At 63.3% G+C, this 16854-nt stretch carries 15 protein-coding genes and 4 tRNA genes; 12 read left to right on the top strand and 7 right to left on the bottom strand.

Going from position 1 to position 16854, the window contains the following annotated elements; genetic code table 11:
- Positions 1–14: 14 nt before the first annotated feature.
- Both H3221_RS14135 and H3221_RS14130 read right to left on the bottom strand, forming a co-directional pair.
- A complete protein-coding gene (locus H3221_RS14135; protein WP_196475057.1) occupies positions 15–1088 on the bottom strand; it encodes a DUF3080 domain-containing protein in 1074 nt (357 codons plus the stop codon).
- Between the two features lie 39 nt (positions 1089–1127).
- Positions 1128–2501, bottom strand: a complete 1374-nt coding sequence (locus H3221_RS14130) for an MATE family efflux transporter (protein WP_196475056.1) — start codon at positions 2499–2501, stop codon at positions 1128–1130.
- Positions 2502–2651: 150 nt separating this feature from the next.
- Here H3221_RS14130 and pdxB point away from each other — a divergent pair, with 150 nt between their 5' ends.
- The 3 genes from pdxB to H3221_RS14115 all read left to right on the top strand — a co-directional run bounded on the left by pdxB (position 2652) and on the right by H3221_RS14115 (position 4903).
- On the top strand, positions 2652–3782 hold the full coding sequence (gene pdxB, locus H3221_RS14125; RefSeq protein ID WP_196475055.1) for a 4-phosphoerythronate dehydrogenase PdxB: 1131 nt from the start codon (positions 2652–2654) through the stop codon (positions 3780–3782).
- A gap of 180 nt (positions 3783–3962) precedes the next feature.
- Positions 3963–4448: a glutathione peroxidase gene (locus H3221_RS14120; RefSeq protein WP_196475054.1), complete on the top strand. Its 486-nt coding sequence runs from the start codon at positions 3963–3965 to the stop codon at positions 4446–4448.
- Complete coding sequence (locus H3221_RS14115; RefSeq protein WP_160017711.1) at positions 4445–4903, top strand: MarR family winged helix-turn-helix transcriptional regulator; 459 nt, start codon at positions 4445–4447, stop codon at positions 4901–4903. Before H3221_RS14120 ends, H3221_RS14115 begins: the two co-directional genes overlap by 4 nt.
- On the opposite strand, the gene H3221_RS14110 is transcribed toward H3221_RS14115, so the two are convergent.
- Complete coding sequence (locus tag H3221_RS14110) at positions 4893–7214, bottom strand: response regulator (RefSeq protein WP_196475053.1); 2322 nt, start codon at positions 7212–7214, stop codon at positions 4893–4895. The two genes, H3221_RS14115 and H3221_RS14110, sit on opposite strands and share 11 nt — an antisense overlap.
- A gap of 110 nt (positions 7215–7324) precedes the next feature.
- On the opposite strand from H3221_RS14110, the gene H3221_RS14105 reads away from it, so the two are divergent.
- Both H3221_RS14105 and H3221_RS14100 read left to right on the top strand, forming a co-directional pair.
- The gene (locus H3221_RS14105) at positions 7325–8215 is read left to right on the top strand and encodes an ATP-binding protein (RefSeq protein WP_196475052.1); all 891 of its coding nucleotides are present in this window, start codon (positions 7325–7327) and stop codon (positions 8213–8215) included.
- Complete coding sequence (locus H3221_RS14100) at positions 8212–8694, top strand: GAF domain-containing protein (protein WP_196475051.1); 483 nt, start codon at positions 8212–8214, stop codon at positions 8692–8694. The genes H3221_RS14105 and H3221_RS14100 overlap by 4 nt, the downstream gene beginning before the upstream one ends.
- Before the next feature lie 145 nt (positions 8695–8839).
- Here H3221_RS14100 and H3221_RS14095 read toward each other — a convergent pair whose 3' ends face one another.
- Positions 8840–9502: a glutathione S-transferase family protein gene (locus H3221_RS14095; protein ID WP_196475050.1), complete on the bottom strand. Its 663-nt coding sequence runs from the start codon at positions 9500–9502 to the stop codon at positions 8840–8842.
- A gap of 53 nt (positions 9503–9555) precedes the next feature.
- A complete protein-coding gene (locus tag H3221_RS14090; RefSeq protein ID WP_196475102.1) occupies positions 9556–10299 on the bottom strand; it encodes a hypothetical protein in 744 nt (247 codons plus the stop codon).
- Positions 10300–10542: 243 nt separating this feature from the next.
- Between H3221_RS14090 and H3221_RS14085 the strand changes: the two genes are divergently transcribed.
- The 4 genes from H3221_RS14085 (at position 10543) to H3221_RS14070 (ending at position 10921) form a co-directional block, all read left to right on the top strand.
- Positions 10543–10618, top strand: a tRNA-Glu gene (locus tag H3221_RS14085).
- Between the two features lie 15 nt (positions 10619–10633).
- Positions 10634–10709: transfer RNA gene (locus H3221_RS14080), tRNA-Gly, on the top strand.
- 45 nt (positions 10710–10754) lie between these two features.
- Positions 10755–10830: transfer RNA gene (locus tag H3221_RS14075), tRNA-Glu, on the top strand.
- 15 nt (positions 10831–10845) lie between these two features.
- Positions 10846–10921, top strand: a tRNA-Gly gene (locus H3221_RS14070).
- 111 nt (positions 10922–11032) lie between these two features.
- Here H3221_RS14070 and H3221_RS14065 read toward each other — a convergent pair.
- Both H3221_RS14065 and H3221_RS14060 read right to left on the bottom strand, forming a co-directional pair.
- Positions 11033–11440 carry a PA2817 family protein gene (locus tag H3221_RS14065; RefSeq protein ID WP_196475049.1) on the bottom strand — a complete coding sequence of 136 codons (408 nt, stop codon included), beginning with the start codon at positions 11438–11440 and terminating at the stop codon, positions 11033–11035.
- 192 nt (positions 11441–11632) lie between these two features.
- Positions 11633–14080, bottom strand: a complete 2448-nt coding sequence (locus tag H3221_RS14060; protein WP_196475048.1) for an acyl-CoA dehydrogenase — start codon at positions 14078–14080, stop codon at positions 11633–11635.
- A 140-nt stretch (positions 14081–14220) separates the two neighbouring features.
- Between H3221_RS14060 and H3221_RS14055 the strand changes: the two genes are divergently transcribed.
- From H3221_RS14055 to H3221_RS14045, 3 genes are all read left to right on the top strand, one after another.
- Positions 14221–14883, top strand: a complete 663-nt coding sequence (locus H3221_RS14055; protein ID WP_196475047.1) for a transglutaminase-like domain-containing protein — start codon at positions 14221–14223, stop codon at positions 14881–14883.
- 154 nt (positions 14884–15037) lie between these two features.
- Complete coding sequence (locus tag H3221_RS14050; RefSeq protein ID WP_196475046.1) at positions 15038–15970, top strand: ABC transporter ATP-binding protein; 933 nt, start codon at positions 15038–15040, stop codon at positions 15968–15970.
- The gene (locus H3221_RS14045; RefSeq protein WP_160017727.1) at positions 15967–16761 is read left to right on the top strand and encodes an ABC transporter permease; all 795 of its coding nucleotides are present in this window, start codon (positions 15967–15969) and stop codon (positions 16759–16761) included. The genes H3221_RS14050 and H3221_RS14045 overlap by 4 nt, the downstream gene beginning before the upstream one ends.
- The last annotated feature ends 93 nt before the right edge of the window (positions 16762–16854 follow it).

Here is a 16854-nt window from a genome sequence, read left to right as displayed (position 1 = left end):
CCGCATGCCGCACCTTACGGGGTTCCGGCTTCTTGTGCGCCACTCCAGCCTGCCTGTCCTGGCGCCAGGCCGCAGCTGTTCAGTAGCGCCTGCCAGGCCTTGACGTGACGCGCCGTGGCTGTGCGGAAATCCTGCCATAACGAACCCTGCTCGCCGGCCAGGCGCTGCAGGTGCTCGTGGGTAGCCGAGGGAATGCCGTCGATGCGCTGCAATTGCAGCAGCGCCGCCTGCCACTGCTGGCCACGCTGATCGACCTGGGCCAGATAAGGCTGCAGGCCACCAGCGTAGAACTTGATGAAGATGTTCTGCAGGATGCGCCCGCGCGGCGTCGCCTGGCCCAGCGGGCAAAGTGGGCGGTTCTGCTGGCGTTGCTCCAGCAGTTCGCTGCCGACGTCGAGGGTGTGGCGCAGGCTGGCCAGGCTGGTGATCAACTGGCCGCCTTGTTCGCTGGCGTAGAGGGCGAAGAACAGCGGCTCCAGCTGATCGGCGCTCGGCGGTAGCTGCACGGGCAGGGCGGCGCCGATGCTGACCAGGCGCTGCAGTGCGTCCAGCGCGGCGCTGTCTTGCTGAGCGTCCACCGGCAAGGCCTGGTCGGCAAAACGCAGGTAGTCCTCGAACTCCGCGCTGCCGTTGAGCGCATTCCAGAACACTGCAGGCAGTTGCTGACGCTTGTCGCTGGCCAGACGCTGCAGCGTGGCCTTCAGGCTGGAGTCGTCCTGAAGATGGGGCAGGCAGTCGTCGATGGCGCGCAGCAGATCGCCTTCATAGCCCAGCCGCTGGCTGGGCATCAGCTGCTTGCCGAGGCTGCTGTTGCGCTGGCTGATCAACTGTTGCAGGTGCGGACAGCGCCGCGCGTCGATCACCAGATCGAGCAGGCCGATGCGCAGTTCGGGGATCTCCGAGATTCGCTCGCGCCTGGCGGGCAGGCGGTACTGACTGATACTGCGACTGTCCAACGAGCTGACGTCCGGCGCGTCGAGCGAGCGCTGCAGGCGTTCGAGGTAGTCGCTTTGCAGGGCCAGGCCATCGTTGGCCTGGCCGCAGCCAGCGAGCAGGAGGAAGCAGAGGATCAGGGCAGGTCGACTCATGCGCCTAGTCTAGAGCTGATCTGCGACCTATCCAATCACTCAGGCGGTTCGGCGAATGCGCTTGCGCGCGCTGCGCGCCAGGCGAACGGTGAGCATCGCGGCTGCGCAGGTCAATCCGACCACCAGGCCCTGCCAAAGGCCGCTGGGGCCACTCGGTTCGCCGAACAGGTCGGACAGCCCCAGCGCATAACCCACCGGCAGACCGATGCCCCAGTAGGCGAACAGCGTCAGCAGCATGGTGATGCGCGTGTCCTGGTAGCCACGCAGCGCGCCGGCAGCCGTCACCTGAATGGCATCGGAGAACTGGAACAGCGCCGAATAGACGATCAGCGTTGCCGCGACGGCGATCACGGTCTTGTCCGGGGTGTAGATCTGCGCGATCTGTTCGCGCAGCAGGAACATCAGGCTTGCCGATACGCAGGCGTAGCCCAGCGCCGCCGCCATGCTTACCCCGGCAGCGAAGCGCGCCTCGCGCGGCTGACCACGGCCCAGCGCCTGGCCGACGCGCACGGTGGCGGCCATGGCCAGCGAGTAGGGAATCATGAACACCATGGAGCTGAAGTTCAGGGCGATCTGGTGCCCGGCGACCACGGTGGCGCCGAGGCCGCCGATGAGCAGGGCGATGACCGCGAAGATGCTCGATTCGGCGAACACTGCGATGCCGATTGGCACGCCAATGCTCAGCAGGCGTTTGATCACCGCCCACTGCGGCCATTCGAAGCGCGTGAATAGCGAGCTGGCGCGGTAGTAGGGCGCCCACTTCACCCAGACCAGCATGCCGATCAGCATGAAAGCCATCACCAGGGCGGTCGCCCAGCCGCAGCCAACGCCACCCATGGCCGGCAGGCCGAACTTGCCGTAGATGAAGATGTAGTTGGCGGGAATGTTCAGCAGCAGACCCAGAATGCCCAGCACCATGCTCGGGCGGGTATGGCCCAGGCCATCGCTGAAACAGCGCAGCACATGGTACAGCGCCACCGCCGGGAAGCCACAGGCCACCGCGCGCAGGTAGCCCATCGCCGGGGTGATCAGTGCGGGGTCGACGTTCATGGTGCGCAGGATGAATTCGGCGTTCCACAGCAGCACAGCCGCGCTGCCGCCGACGGCCAGCGCCAGCCAGAGCGCCTGGCGCACCAGCGGGCCGATCTCGGCCTCTGCGCCGGCGCCGAATCGCTGCGCGACCTTGGGTGTGGTGGCCAGCAGGATGCCGGTCATCAGCAGGAACACCGGCACCCAGATCGAGTTGCCCAATGCCACGGCGGCCAGATCGTGCGGGCTCACGCGCCCGGCCATCAGTGTATCGACGAAGCCCATGGCGGTATGCGCCAGCTGGGCGATGATGATGGGCGTGGCCAGGATGAGCAGGCTGCGCAGTTCCGTGCGCACGCGGCCAAGGCGGGTGTCGGTAGACATTTCGACTCTTCGGGATGGCAGGAAACCGCGTAGTCTACGCCTTGACGTGTCGGTCAGGAAAGCGCGATCGGTGCCTCTGTCTGGTGGCTCTCGAGGCGACGCTGAGGTGTCGGCTGACTTAGAATGGCGGCCTTCCCGATGGAGCCTGCCATGCACATAGTCGCCGACGAGAACATTCCCCTGCTCGATGAGTTCTTCGCTGCGTTCGGCAGCATTCGCCGCTTGCCCGGGCGCGGCATCACCGCGGCCGATGTGCGTGATGCCGACCTGCTGCTGGTGCGCTCGGTGACGCAGGTCAGCCGCGCCTTGCTCGAAGGCAGCCGGGTGCGTTTCGTCGGCACCTGCACCATCGGCACCGATCACCTGGATCTCGATTACTTCGCTGAAGCTGGCATCGCCTGGAGCAGTGCCCCCGGTTGCAATGCTCGCGGCGTGGTGGATTACGTGCTGGGCAGCGTGCTGACCCTGGCCGAGCGCGAGGGCGTAGACCCGGCGGCGCGCGTTTACGGAGTGGTGGGGGCGGGGCAGGTCGGCGGGCGTCTGGTCACTCTGTTGCAGGGGCTGGGCTGGCAGGTGCACGTGTGCGACCCGCCGCGTCAGGCTGCCGAGGGCGGCGATTTCGTCAGCCTGGAGCAGATCATCGACGAGTGCGATGTGATCAGCCTGCACACACCGCTGGACGCTTCGACGCGGCATCTGTTCAGTGCGACTCGCCTGGCGGCATTGAAGCCAGGAACCTGGCTGATCAACGCCAGCCGTGGTGCCGTGGTGGACAACACCGCGCTGCGCAGCCTGCTGCCGCAGCGGCCTGATCTGAAGGTGGTGCTGGATGTCTGGGAAGGCGAGCCGCTGGCCGATGTCGAGTTGGCCGCCCTGTGCCAGCTGGCGACGCCGCATATCGCCGGCTACAGCCTGGACGGCAAACTGCGCGGCACGGCGCAGATCTACCAGGCCTGCTGCCGGGCGCTGGGCGTGGCCGAACAGGTGATCCTTGGCGATCTGTTGCCGGCGCCCTGGCTGAGCGAACTGAGTATCGAGGCCAGCGCGGACCCGGCCTGGGCCTTGGCCAGCCTGTGCCGCGCGGTGTACGACCCACGCCGCGACGATGCGGATTTTCGCCGCAGCCTGGCCGGCGATGCCGATGCCCGCAAGGCTGCGTTCGATCACTTGCGCAAGCATTACCCCATGCGCCGCGAGATCGATGGCTTACGCGTCCGTGTTAAGGGCGATGCGCCGCAGTTGGTGGCTCTGGTGCGAGCGTTGGGCGCCACCGTTTCGTAGGGTGCGCCATGCGCACCGACCGATATCGTAATGCCCCGCGTTGCGCAGAGCCCAGGCGGCCCCGCGACACCCTACGATAGTGCGCTATCGATGCGCCTTATTTTGCATTTATTAAATTGCATGCAATTTAATTGCTCGCTACTTTGTTCGTCACTTCAAGCCCATCCAGGACGACTTCCCATGAGCAACGCACTTTTCGATATTCCGGTCACCACCATCAAGGGCGAGCAGAAGACTCTGGCCGACTTCGGCGGCAAGGCTGTGCTGGTGGTCAATACCGCCAGTAAATGTGGCTTCACCCCGCAGTACAAGGGCCTGGAGAACGTCTGGCAGCAATACAAGGACAAGGGCCTGGTGGTGCTCGGTTTCCCCTGCAACCAGTTTGGCAAGCAGGAGCCGGGTGACGAGGGGGCGATCTCCGAGTTTTGCGAGCTGAACTTCGGCGTCAGCTTCCCGCTGTTCAAGAAGGTCGACGTCAATGGCGCAGGCGCTCATCCGCTGTTCGTGCAGTTGAAGAAGCGCGCACCGGGCCTGCTGGGCAGCCAGGGGATCAAGTGGAACTTCACCAAGTTCCTGATCGGCGAGGACGGCAAGGTGGTCAAGCGCTTCGCCCCGACCACCAAGCCTGAAGAACTGAGCAGCGAGATCGAAGCCCTGCTGAAATGAGCGCTTTCGATACCGCCGGGCTGCAGCTGGACAATCAGCTGTGCTTCAAGCTCTACGCCGCCTCGCGTGCGGTGATCCGTGCCTACAAGCCGATGCTCGACGCGCTCGGCCTGACCTACCCGCAATACCTGGCGATGCTGGTGCTGTGGGAGTGGCAGGAGCGGGCGCCCGAGCAACCGACGCTCAAGGCGCTTGGGCAACGCCTGCAGCTCGACTCCGGCACCCTGACGCCGCTGCTCAAGCGCCTGGAGCAGATGGGCCTGGTGCAGCGCCGTCGCGCGCAGACGGATGAACGCGAGGTGCATCTGGCCCTGAGCGACGCTGGCAGGGCGGTGCAGGCTCAGGTCCTGCCACTGAAGGCGCAGTTGCTCTGCCAGTTCGGCGATCAGGATCTGCTGGAAATGGAAGGGCTGCGGCGCAGCCTGGATCGACTGCTCGCTCGGCTCAGCGACTGACCTCATCGGGCAGCCAGGTGTCGAGCATGACTGCCAGCTCTTCACGGCGGAAGGGTTTGGCCAGGTAATCGTTCATGCCGGCAGCGCGGCAGCGCTCGCGCTCGTCGGACAGCGCATTGGCGGTCAGGGCGACGATGGGCAACTCCGGCCAGCGGCCATTGCTGCGGATGCGTCGGCTGGCTTCGTAGCCATCCATCACCGGCATGTTGCAGTCCATCAGGATCAGGTCGATTGGCTCCTGCTCCAGCACCTCCAATGCTTCCGCGCCGTGTGCGGCGACCAGCACCTGATAGCCGAGCTTGGCCAGCATGCCTTTGGCGACCATCTGGTTGACCGGGTTGTCTTCGACCAGCAGCACGCGCGCCGTACTTTCCCGCGCGGGTTGCGCCTGGGCGCTGCTTTGCAGGTCGCCGTCTTCGCTGTGCAGGATATGCCGCAGCACCTGCAGCAGGCCGTTGCGCGCCAGCGGGCGGGCGATCTGCAGTAGCGGCATGAGGCGCTGCGCCTGCTCGTGTGGCAAGAAGTTGCCATAGGCGGTGACCAGCAGTACCGGCGTACTGATCGCCGGGCGCATACCCAGCAGGCATTCCGGACAATCGCTGATCAGCAGGTCGGCATCCACACCGTGCAGGCTGGCGTCGGTATCCAGGCGCTGATAACTCAGGCCCCAGGTTGGCAGCCATTGGCTGAGCATCTGCTGCAGGCCGCTACTGGCTGGTGTCATGGCCACGATGCGGCCTTGTAGTGACGGTTGTGAGCTGGCTTGAGCATGAGCGGGCAGCGGCAGTTGGGCGCAGAACTCGCTGCCGAAGCCCTCTTTCGACTGCAGCGTCAGCTGGCCTTGCATCGCTTCGCACAGGCGTCGCGTCAGCGCCAGGCCGAGTCCGGTGCCGCCGTATTCACGGGTGATGCCCACTTCTGCCTGGGCGAAGGGCTGGAAAATGCGTGCTTGAGCATCTTCTGCGATGCCGATGCCGGTATCGCGCACGCGAATGCTGATGCCTTCCTGACTGCAGGCGACGATCAGGTCGACGCGGCCGAAACGGGTGAATTTGAGCGCATTGGACAGCAGGTTGCTGACGATCTGGCGCACCCGTGTCGGGTCGCCCAGCACCTGGGTCGGCAGTGCCGGATCGATCAGGCAGGTCAGCTCTACCGCGCTAGCGGCATTCTGTGACAGCAGGCTGGCGGTTTCCTCGGCCAAGGCGCCGGGGTCGAAGGGAATTTGCTCCAGTTCGAGCTGGCCTGCTTCGAATTTGGACAGGTCGAGAATGTCGTTGAGCAGTTCCACCAGCACCTTGCCAGAGTCATGGGCGATGCCCAGTTGCTGGCGCTGTTCCGCGCTGAGCGGGCCGTCCAGGGCCAATGCGAGCATGCCCAGCAGGCCGTTGAGCGGCGTGCGGATCTCATGGCTCATGTTGGCCAGAAAGGCCGAGCGCGCCTGCGCCATGTTCAGGGCGGTGGTGCGCGCCACCTCCAGTTCACGGTTGGACTGGCTGAGACGGGCGTTTGTGGCCTTGAGCTCGGCAGTGCGTGCCGAGACGATGTTTTCCAGTTCGTTCAGGTACTGGGTCAGGCGGTCTTCGGCGTTGCGCCTTTGCTCGATCTCCAGGGCGATGCTCGACAGCTGGCGGTTGGTGACCTCCACCAGGGTGCCGATCTCGTCGCGCTCGTGGCCCTTGGGGCAGGGCACGGGGCGGTGCTGTGGGTCTTGCGGGTTACGTTCGCTGAGTGCACGAATCACCCCGGTCAGGGGCTTGGTCAGCATGAAATAGAAAAGCACCAGCAGAATAAGCGACAGCAGCAGGCTGCGCGCGAAACCGGTGAGCAGAGTCAGCAGTGAACGTCTGAGAAAGTGACTGCCGAAGGCGTAGGTGTCGACTTCCAGGCGCAGAAAACCCAGGGCTTCGTTGGGCGCATGGCTTACGTGGAGTGGGTCCTGGAACTGTCGCTGAGCGCCGAACAGGCTGTCGCTGAATACCCGATAACGGCTTTCGCTACGTGGGCGGCTGACGCTGGCCAGGACCAGACCGCTGTTGTCGATCAGTTCGGCGCGGGTCACCGCGGGTGAGCGCAACAGGCCGAGGACCAGCTCCTGCGCCAGTTCCGCGTCGATGTTGTAGGCGATGCGGGCGGCGGGGTTGTGGCTGATTTCCAGCAGCGCGCGAATCTCGCGGTTGATGGACGCCTCTTCGCTGGCATAATCGACCGCCACCTGGGTGACGCTCAGCAGCGTACCAAGAATAAACGCCACCAGGACGGTCAGGCCGGCCTGTTTGAACGACAGGCGATTGGTGAGCGAAATGTCCATAAATGCGTGCGTGGTCTCTGATCCCTGGGCGCCTGCAAAGCATAGCTGATAGCGACCCTGTACTGGCAGAGCCTGCAACGTGCGGTTCTGCGCAAAAGGAGTAGTAGATCGTGGATTCCCGGTTACTGGATTTTCTTGCCCGCGCCGAGCAGGTGCTGGAGCGCATCGAGCCGTTGTTGCCCGCACTGCGTCCGCACGTGGACTGGAGCAAGTGTATGGCGGCTCGCTGGGTGCGTGATGGTCGCAGTGGCTACCTGATGCCGCTGGATGTCAGCCTCGACCTGTCGCTGAGCGACCTGCTGGGTGTGGACGCCCAGCGCGAGCAACTGGCGCGCAACACCCGTCAGTTCGTCAGCCGCATGCCGGCCAACCACGCCTTGCTTTGGGGGGCGCGCGGTACCGGAAAGTCGTCGCTGGTGCGCGCCTTGCTCGCCGAACACGCCAAGGCCGGCCTGCGTCTGATCGAAATCGAACGCGATCACCTGGCCGACCTGCCGCGTGTGGTGGAGTTGCTGGCCGCGTTGCCGCAGCGTTTCGTGCTGTTCTGCGACGATCTGTCGTTCGAAGCGGGCGAGGGCGACTACCGGGTGCTCAAGAGCGTGCTCGACGGCTCGCTGGAGCAGGCGCCGGATAACGTGCTGCTGTACGCCACCTCCAACCGTCGCCATTTGGTGCCCGAGCATCAGAGCGATAACGAGAACTGGAAGCGGGTCGACGGCGAGCTACATCCCAACGAGGCGGTGGAGGACAAGATCGCGCTGTCCGACCGTTTTGGCTTGTGGCTGTCGTTCTATCCCTTCAGCCAGGATCACTTCCTGCTCGTCGTGCGTCACTGGGTTGACGTGCAGGCGCGTCAGGCCGGGCTCGACTGGAGCTGGGACGAGGCGCTGGAAAAAGCCGCCATTCGTTGGGCGCTGGGCCGCGGTAACCGCAATGGCCGCTGCGCCTATCAATTCGCCCGCCACTGGGTCGGGCTGCAACTGCTGGAGCAACAGGCATGATCGATCTTTCTCAGGCGGGTGGTGATCTCAACGGTTACCCGCTGCTGAGTGCACAATTGCAGGCATTGCTTAGCGGCGAGCGCGACTTCATCGCCAATGCTGCGCAGTTTTCCGCCTTCCTGTTTCACGAGCTGGCCGATCTGAACTGGGCCGGCCTTTATCTGGTGAAGGATGGCGAGCTGGTGCTCGGCCCGTTCCAGGGCAAGGTGGCCTGTGTGCGTATCGCCTTCGGTCGTGGTGTCTGCGGCGCTGCGGCGGCCAGCCTGCAAACCCAGCGAGTCGAGGATGTGCACGCCTTCCCGGGGCACATTGCCTGCGACAGTGCATCGAACAGTGAGCTGGTGGTGCCTCTGGTCAAGGAAGGGCGCCTGATCGGTGTGCTGGATCTGGACAGCCCGTCGGTGGGGCGGTTCACCGAGGTGGATCAGGCCGGTATCGAAGCGCTGGCAGCGATATTCCTGGCCGCCAGCGACTGCTGAATACGCCTCTGGCGTGACTCTGCCTGTAGCGATGCGGCGGTTTGGACACGATCCGGTGGGGGCGCCGCGCGCACCGTTGGTTTAAGGCGCTGCCTAAGCTGATTTCAGAGCGGTGCGCACGGCGCACCCTACGAAGCAGGCGTGTTCAGCGCTTGGCGCCTATCTTCTCCAGTGTGCGCAGCTCGCGCGGCAGTAGCTGCTGCACGCAGGCGCTGCCCTTGATGCGCGCGTAGTGCGCCGCGAGGTTCGGCCATCGGCCGGCATCCAGGGTTTCCCCGCCGTGCTCCATGTTGATCAACTGGCTGGCCAGCGCCAGGTCGGCCATGGACAGATGTTCGCCAAGGAAATAGGGCGCGTCGCCCAGTGTGGCCTCGAAATAGTCGAAGTGATTGGGCAGCTTGTCCTTGAGCGTCTGCTGCACCTTTTCCTCATCGCATGGCTGGCCCATGGTGGCTTTCAGCACGCGGTTGCGAAACACGGTGAAGGTACACAGCGGCGCCAACTCGTAGTCCGCGTATTTTTCCAGCCAGCGTACCTTGGCACGTTGCTCCGCACCGTCGCCATACAGCGGTTTGTGCTCTGGATAGCGCTCCTCCAGGTACTGGCAGATGACACTGGAGTCCGCCAGCTTGAGGTCGCCATCGCGAAAGGCAGGAATACGGCCTAGCGGATTGAGCTCGCGAAACCAGTCTGGCTGGCCGAAGGGCATGACCACTTCGAGCTCGTAATCCAGGCCCTTTTCGATCAGGCACAGGCAGAGTTTGCGGACGAAGGGGGACAGGGGGGCCCCATAAACGGTCAGGCTCATTGCAGCTCCTATCGGCGGTCAACGTGGCTGACTGAGCGAAGGCGGTCGTTTGCTCAGTCGTAGATGTTCTTCTTCTTCCAGTCCTCTTCCAGGTCCTTCAGACCTTCGGTCAACTGGCTGGGTTCATCCGCTGTGGGGGCGTTGTTGTTGAGCACCATGGCATTGGCGCGCGCCAATTGCTCTTCGAAACGCTTGAGCTGCGTCTGATAAGGGGCCGGGTCAGGTTGCTTGCGCAGGTACTGCACGCCGCGTTCGAAGGCCAGGCGGGCCTGGCCAGGTTGGTTCTGCTGCATGGCCGTCTGGCCCAGGGTGCTGAAGAACTCGATATGCACAAGCACCAGCATCTGACGAATCTGCTTGAGCCAATGCTTGCCATCGTTGGCGGGCAACAGGCCACCCTGTGCCGAGCTGGTGATAAGGGCGTGCAGGTTTTCCAGCAGGAAACGTACATCCTTGGCCTTGGCTTCGTTGGCGATGGGTTGTGGTGGGTTCTTCACCGGGATGGATTCGCCCTGAGCGATCTGGGCCTTGAGGGTGTCGATATCGTTCTGCAGTTTGGTGTTCTGCTTATCCAGCGGTAGCAGGCGTTCGCTGACTTGCAGCTGCAACTGGCTCAGCAGCAGCTTCAGCTGCGGTGTCATCAGCTGTCCGGGCATGCGTTCGGAGATATCCTGGCAGCGACGAATGCGGTCGAGCAGATCAGCGCGCTGGCGCGCTTTTTCCAGCTTGCTGTTCTCGACGGCGTGGTTGATGTAGGCAATCATCATCAGCAGGGCGATGCCGCCGACGATCAGCATGGTTATCACGAGTGCGGACACTGCTTGGGACCTCTCGAGAATCGACTTTTCGACCGAGTGTAGTGGCTTGGCTGCATGGCTCCTAGTGGCATATCGATTTATGGGCTGAAGTCTTTGATTTTAAAAATTTTTTAGAGAGAGGTTGACGACCCTCGAAAGGCTCCATAGAATGCGCGCCACTTCCAGCGCAATGCTAGAAACAGAGCGAAGGAAGCCGGAAAGTTGCTTGATGTTCCGGGGTGTGTCCCCTTCGTCTAGTGGCCTAGGACACCGCCCTTTCACGGCGGTAACAGGGGTTCGAGTCCCCTAGGGGACGCCACTTTCAAGCTGTAATGCGGGAATAGCTCAGTTGGTAGAGCACGACCTTGCCAAGGTCGGGGTCGCGAGTTCGAGTCTCGTTTCCCGCTCCAAAATTTGGAAATGCTGCTTCGGCAGGATTTCAAACGAAGTTCCAGGTCCCCTTCGTCTAGTGGCCTAGGACACCGCCCTTTCACGGCGGTAACAGGGGTTCGAGTCCCCTAGGGGACGCCACTTCAACGTTGTACCGCGGGAATAGCTCAGTTGGTAGAGCACGACCTTGCCAAGGTCGGGGTCGCGAGTTCGAGTCTCGTTTCCCGCTCCAAATAAACGAAAACGCCGCTCAATCGAGCGGCGTTTTCGTTTCTGTCGTTTTTACAGGCACAAAACAAAAGGCCCGCCGGTTTACCGTGCGGGCCTTTTGTTTATTGGCAGATCAGTGCTTGGAGCTGTCGGTGGGCAGGGCCAGCAGTTGCTTTTCCTGGTTCCAGTCGAAAGGTTCGCCGTTCTCTTCGGCTTCGAAGCGGCGCTCGTCGAGGGCCTGGTACAGGGCGATTTCCTCGTCGGGCATGAAGTGCAGGCAGTCGCCGCCAAAGAACCACAGCAGGTCGCGCGGTACCAGGTGGGCGATTTGCGGGTAGCGGTGGAAGACCTGGCTGATCAGGTCCTGACCGAGGTACTGGCTGGATACCGGATCGCTCGGCAGTTCGGCGAGCAGTTCGTCGTAGCGCTCGAGGAACAGGGCATGGCTGTCGTCGAGCACCTGCTCGGCTTCGCCCAGGGCGACGAGAATGCCGCGCAGGTGGTTGAGCAGGGCGAGGTGGTGTTCGAGATGACTGGCCATGGTGCAGGTTCCTGAAGGGTAAAACGGGCGCAGGAGTATAGAGTTCCTGGCGCCCGCTGTCCTGCTTGGGTGGCTTTCGTGGGAGGGGCTTTCGGCTCGGGCATCCTGCTTTGCTCTACCTCCTGCATCCCTGCAGTCGTAGCCGCGACGCAAGAAACTCGCGGCTAAAGCCCCTCCCACAAGCGGTTCGACTCAGCGCACCTTGCCGCGGCTCAGCTTGAGTTCTTCCTTGGCGAAGTCGTCGACGTCGATCACCCGACGGCGCGCCGCTTCGGCCGCCTGCAGGCGCTGGCCCTGTTCGCCGTCGAGGATGCCGGCAGCGATCGCCGCTTCGATTGCATCCTGACCCGGCGCCGGTTGCAGGCTGCCATCCTTGAGCGCCTGGTGCAGGCGCTTGCGCGCATCCTGACTGGCCTGCACCAGGTTCAGCGCGTGCTGCAGGGCGCCAACCGAATCCTGATCGGCCTGCGGGCGATAGCAGCCTTCCAGTACCGATTCCAGGGCCGGGTCGCCGGCCTGGCGACCGATGATCGCGGCCACTTCGGCGTCCAGTTCGTCGCTGGGGCCCTGATGGCGGCGGCCCAGCGGGAACACCAGCACTTTCAGCAGGCAACCGAACAGGCGGTTGGGGAAGTTGCTCAGCAGGTCATCCAGCGCTTGCTCGGCATGATGGAGGTTTTCCTCCATGGCCCAGCGCAGCAGCGGACGAATCGCTTGCGGGTAGTCCAGATCGTGGTAGCGCTTGAGTGCGGCCGAGCCCAGGTAGAGGTGGCTGAGCACGTCGCCCAGGCGCGCAGACAGGCGCTCGCGTCGCTTCAGATCGCCGCCGAGCAGCATCATGCTGCTGTCGGCGCACAGGGCGAAGGCTGCGGCCAGGCGGTTGAGCGCGCGGTAGTAGGGCTGGCTGATATCGTCGCCGGGCACCTGGCCCAGGCGGTTGAGGGTCAAGCCGAGGAGGAAGCTGCTGGCGGCGTTGCCGACGGCGAAGCCGATATGGCTCATCAGCAGCGAGTCGAACTCGGCCAATGCCTGGTCCTTGTCCTCGCGGTCGGCCAGGGCCATTTCCTTGAGCACGTAGGGATGGCAGCGAATGGCGCCCTGGCCGAAGATCATCAGGTTGCGCGAGAGGATGTTGGCGCCCTCGACGGTGATGAAGATCGGCGCCCCCTGCCAGGAGCGAGCCAGGTAGTTGTTCGGGCCCATGATGATGCCCTTGCCGCCGTGCACGTCCATGGCGTGGCCGATACACTCGCGGCCGCGTTCGGTCAGGTGATACTTGAGGATCGCCGAGAGCACCGAGGGTTTCTCGCCCAGGTCGACGGCGTTGGCGGTGAGGATGCGCGCGCTGTCCATCAGCCAGGCGTTGCCGCCGATGCGCGCCAGGGCTTCCTGGATGCCTTCGAAGGCAGCCAGCGGCACGTTGAACTGCTCACGCAGTTGCGCGTACTGGCCGGTGGCGAGGCTGGTGAACTTGGCCGCGCCGGTGCCGACCGCCGGCAGCGAGATGGAGCGACCGACCGACAGGCAGTTCATCAGCATCATCCAGCCCTTGCCGAGGTACTCCTGGCCACCGATCAGGTACTCCAGCGGAATGAACACGTCCTTGCCCGAATTCGGCCCGTTCATGAAGGCGGCGCCCAGTGGCAGATGGCGACGGCCGATTTCCACGCCGGGAGTATCGGTGGGAATCAGTGCCAGGCTGATGCCCAGGTCTTCCTTGTCGCCCAGCAGGTGATCCGGGTCGTAGGCCTTGAAGGCCAGACCGAGCAGGGTGGCCACCGGGCCGAGGGTGATGTAGCGCTTCTCCCAGTTCAGGCGCAGGCCGATCACTTCCTCGCCGTTGTACTGGCCCTTGCAGATGATCCCGGTGTCCGGCATGGCGCCGGCGTCGGAGCCGGCCAGCGGGCCGGTGAGGGCGAAGCAGGGAATGTCCTCGCCACGCGCCAGGCGCGGCAGGTAGTGCTGGCGCTGGGCGTCGGTGCCGTAATGCAGTAGCAACTCAGCCGGGCCGAGGGAGTTGGGCACCATCACGGTGGAGGCCAGGTCGCCGCTGCGTGTGGCCAGTTTCATCGCCACCTGCGAGTGGGCATAGGCGGAAAAACCCTTGCCGCCGTATTCCTTGGGAATGATCAGGGCGAAGAAACCGTGCTGCTTGATGTGCTCCCAGGCTTTCTCCGGCAGATCCATCTGCTGGCCGACCTGCCAGTCGCTGATCATCGCGCAGAGTTCTTCGGTGGGGCCGTCGATGAACGCCTGTTCTTCTTCGCTCAGCGTGGCCTTGGGATAGGCCAGCAGCTTGTCCCAGTCCGGTTTGCCGCTGAACAGTTCACCATCCCACCAGACGGTGCCGGCTTCGATGGCGTCGCGCTCGGTTTCCGACATCGGCGGCAGCACGCGCTGGAACCAGGCGAACAATGGGCGGGTGAACAGTTGTCTACGTAGGTCGCCGAGCAGGATGAACGCGGCGACGGCACCGGTGACGATCCACAGCAGCAGTTGCAACCAGCCCGGTACCGGGCTGAACAACGCCATGGCCACCAGGTAGGCTGCGGTGATGCCGAGGGCAGGCAGGGCGGCGGTACGGCTATGGGCCAGGTAGGTGACCCCGAGCAGCAGAACCAGCAACCAGATGACGAGCATGTGCATTCCTCCATGATTCGAGCGGGCGACGCCCCGAGCATAGCGCTAATTGGCGGCAGGGGCGGTGAGCTTGGCCGGATCGTCGTCAGCGTGGCGCAATCGACGGGATTAGACTGAAGCGAACTTCAGGAGTATCCGTCATGCAGACCTTTCTACGTCCCGGCCGCTTCATTGACAGTGACCACCCATCGGTAGTCGAGTTCGCCGAACGTTGGCGTGGCGCCTCACGAGAACCGATCAGTCAGGCTGTGTCGCTATATCTCGCGGTACGTGACGAGATTCGTTACAACCCCTACGCCTTCAGTCTCGATGCGCAGACATTGAAGGCCAGCCATGCGCTGGCGAGCGCTGAGTCCTACTGCGTGCCCAAGGCCAATCTGCTTGCCGCTTGTGCCCGGCATTGCGGTATTGCCGCGCGTATCGGCCTGGCCGACGTACGCAATCATCTGTCCACGCCGCGTCTGTTTGAGTTGCTGCGCAGTGAGGTATTCGCCATGCACGGCTATACCGAGCTGTATCTGGACGGGCGCTGGGTGAAGGCCACGCCGGCGTTCAACGAGGCGTTGTGCCGGGTATTCAAGGTAGCGCCGCTGGAATTCGACGGCGTGCATGACAGCGTCTTCCACCCTTACAACGACAGGGGCGAGCGGTACATGGAGTACCTGCATGACCACGGCCAGTTCGAGGATCTGCCCGAGCGACTGTTTTTCGATCATCTGCGCGTCTGTTATCCGCACCTGTTTGAGGCCGGTGCGTTGCAGCTCAGTGGCGACATGCAGTGTGAGGCCAGTGTTATCGACTGAGTCGATAATCAAGATCGGCAGGACGGCCTTTTCTCCGCGCGCCAGGGTAGGTAGGGTGCATGCCAGCAATGAGCGGACGAAACACGCGGTTGCAATCGCCTGCGTCCGCCCTCATCTATAACGACCTCACTCTCGCGCGGGAAACCCCATCTTCATGAGCTCCGCCCTGACCATTCGCCAGTTGACCAAGACCTACGGAAACGGCTTCCAGGCCCTGCACGGCATCGATCTGGACGTTGCCGAAGGGGACTTCTTCGCCTTGCTCGGCCCCAACGGCGCTGGCAAGTCCACCACCATCGGCGTGCTCTCCACGCTGGTGAACAAGAGCAGCGGCACGGTCAGCGTGTTCGGCCATGACCTCGACCGCGAACCCTACGCGCTCAAGCGCTGCCTGGGCGTGGTGCCGCAGGAGTTCAACTTCAACCAGTTCGAGAAGGTGTTCGACATCGTCGTCACCCAGGCCGGCTACTACGGTATTCCGCGATCGATCGCCAAGGAACGCGCCGAGCAGTACCTGACCCAGCTCGGCCTGTGGGACAAGCGTAACGTGGCTTCCCGCGAGCTGTCCGGCGGCATGAAGCGCCGCCTGATGATCGCCCGCGCCCTGGTACATCAGCCGCGCCTGCTGATTCTCGACGAGCCGACTGCCGGGGTGGATATCGAGCTGCGCCGTTCGATGTGGAGCTTCCTCACCGAGCTGAACAAGCAGGGCACCACCATCATCCTGACTACCCACTATCTGGAAGAGGCCGAGCAGTTGTGTCGCAACATCGGCATCATCGACCACGGCCGTATCGTCGAGCTGAGCAGCATGAAGGATTTGCTCAAGAAACTGCACGTCGAGACCTTTCTTTTCGACCTCAAGGATTCCTACAGCTCAGTGCCGACGCTGCAGGGCTATCCGGCGCGTCTGGTCGATCACCACACCCTGGAAGTGCAGGTGGAGAAGAGCCAGGGCCTCAACGCGCTGTTCCAGCAACTGGCGCAGCAGCAGGTCGAGGTGCTCAGCCTGCGTAACAAGAGCAATCGCCTGGAGGAGCTGTTCGTCTCCCTGGTGGAAAAGAACCTGGCCAAGGTGGCGCAATGACTTCTCAGTACCTCAACAGCGAATTCGCCGCCAACCTGGTGGCCCTGCGTACCATCGTTCACCGTGAAATCCGCCGGTTCGTGCGTATCTGGCCGCAGACCCTGCTACCGCCGGCGATCACCATGGTCCTGTACTTCGTGATCTTCGGTAACCTGATCGGCCGGCAGATCGGCGACATGGGTGGCTTCAGCTACATGGAGTACATCGTGCCGGGGCTGATCATGATGTCGGTGATCACCAACAGCTACGGCAACGTGGTGTCGAGCTTCTTCGGCAGCAAGTTCCAGCGCAACGTCGAGGAGTTGCTGGTGTCGCCGGTATCACCGCACACCATCCTCATCGGTTTCGTCGTCGGTGGCGTGCTGCGCGGGTTGGCGGTGGGCTTCATCGTCACGTTGTTGTCGTTGTTCTTCACTCACCTGCAGGTACATCACCTGGGCGTGACCGTGCTGGTGGTGCTGCTGACGGCGACCATCTTCTCCCTGGGTGGCTTCGTCAACGCGGTGTATGCGCGCAACTTCGACGACATTTCGATCATTCCGACTTTCGTGCTGACACCGCTGACCTACCTGGGCGGAGTGTTCTACTCCATCACGCTGTTGCCGCCGTTCTGGCAGACGGTGTCGCTGGGTAACCCCATCCTGCACATGGTCAACGCCTTCCGCTACGGTATTCTCGGGGTGTCCGACATCCGCATCGGCGTGGCCATCGGCTTCATGCTGCTGGCCACGGCCGCGCTTTACACGCTGTGCATCCGCTTGCTGGTCAGTGGGCGCGGCATGCGTCAGTGACGTTTGCCGCTGTGCAGGGGCGGATTTATTCGCGATTCTCGCGGCGCAACCGCGCCTAAACGTTAATGTGTAGCCCGGATGAAATCAGGGAGA

The sequence above is a fragment of the Pseudomonas chaetocerotis genome (assembly GCF_015712105.2).
Lineage (GTDB): Bacteria > Pseudomonadota > Gammaproteobacteria > Pseudomonadales > Pseudomonadaceae > Aquipseudomonas > Aquipseudomonas chaetocerotis.
The sequence above is the reverse complement of the archived record's forward strand: the minus strand, read 5'-3'. Positions and strand labels throughout refer to the sequence as shown.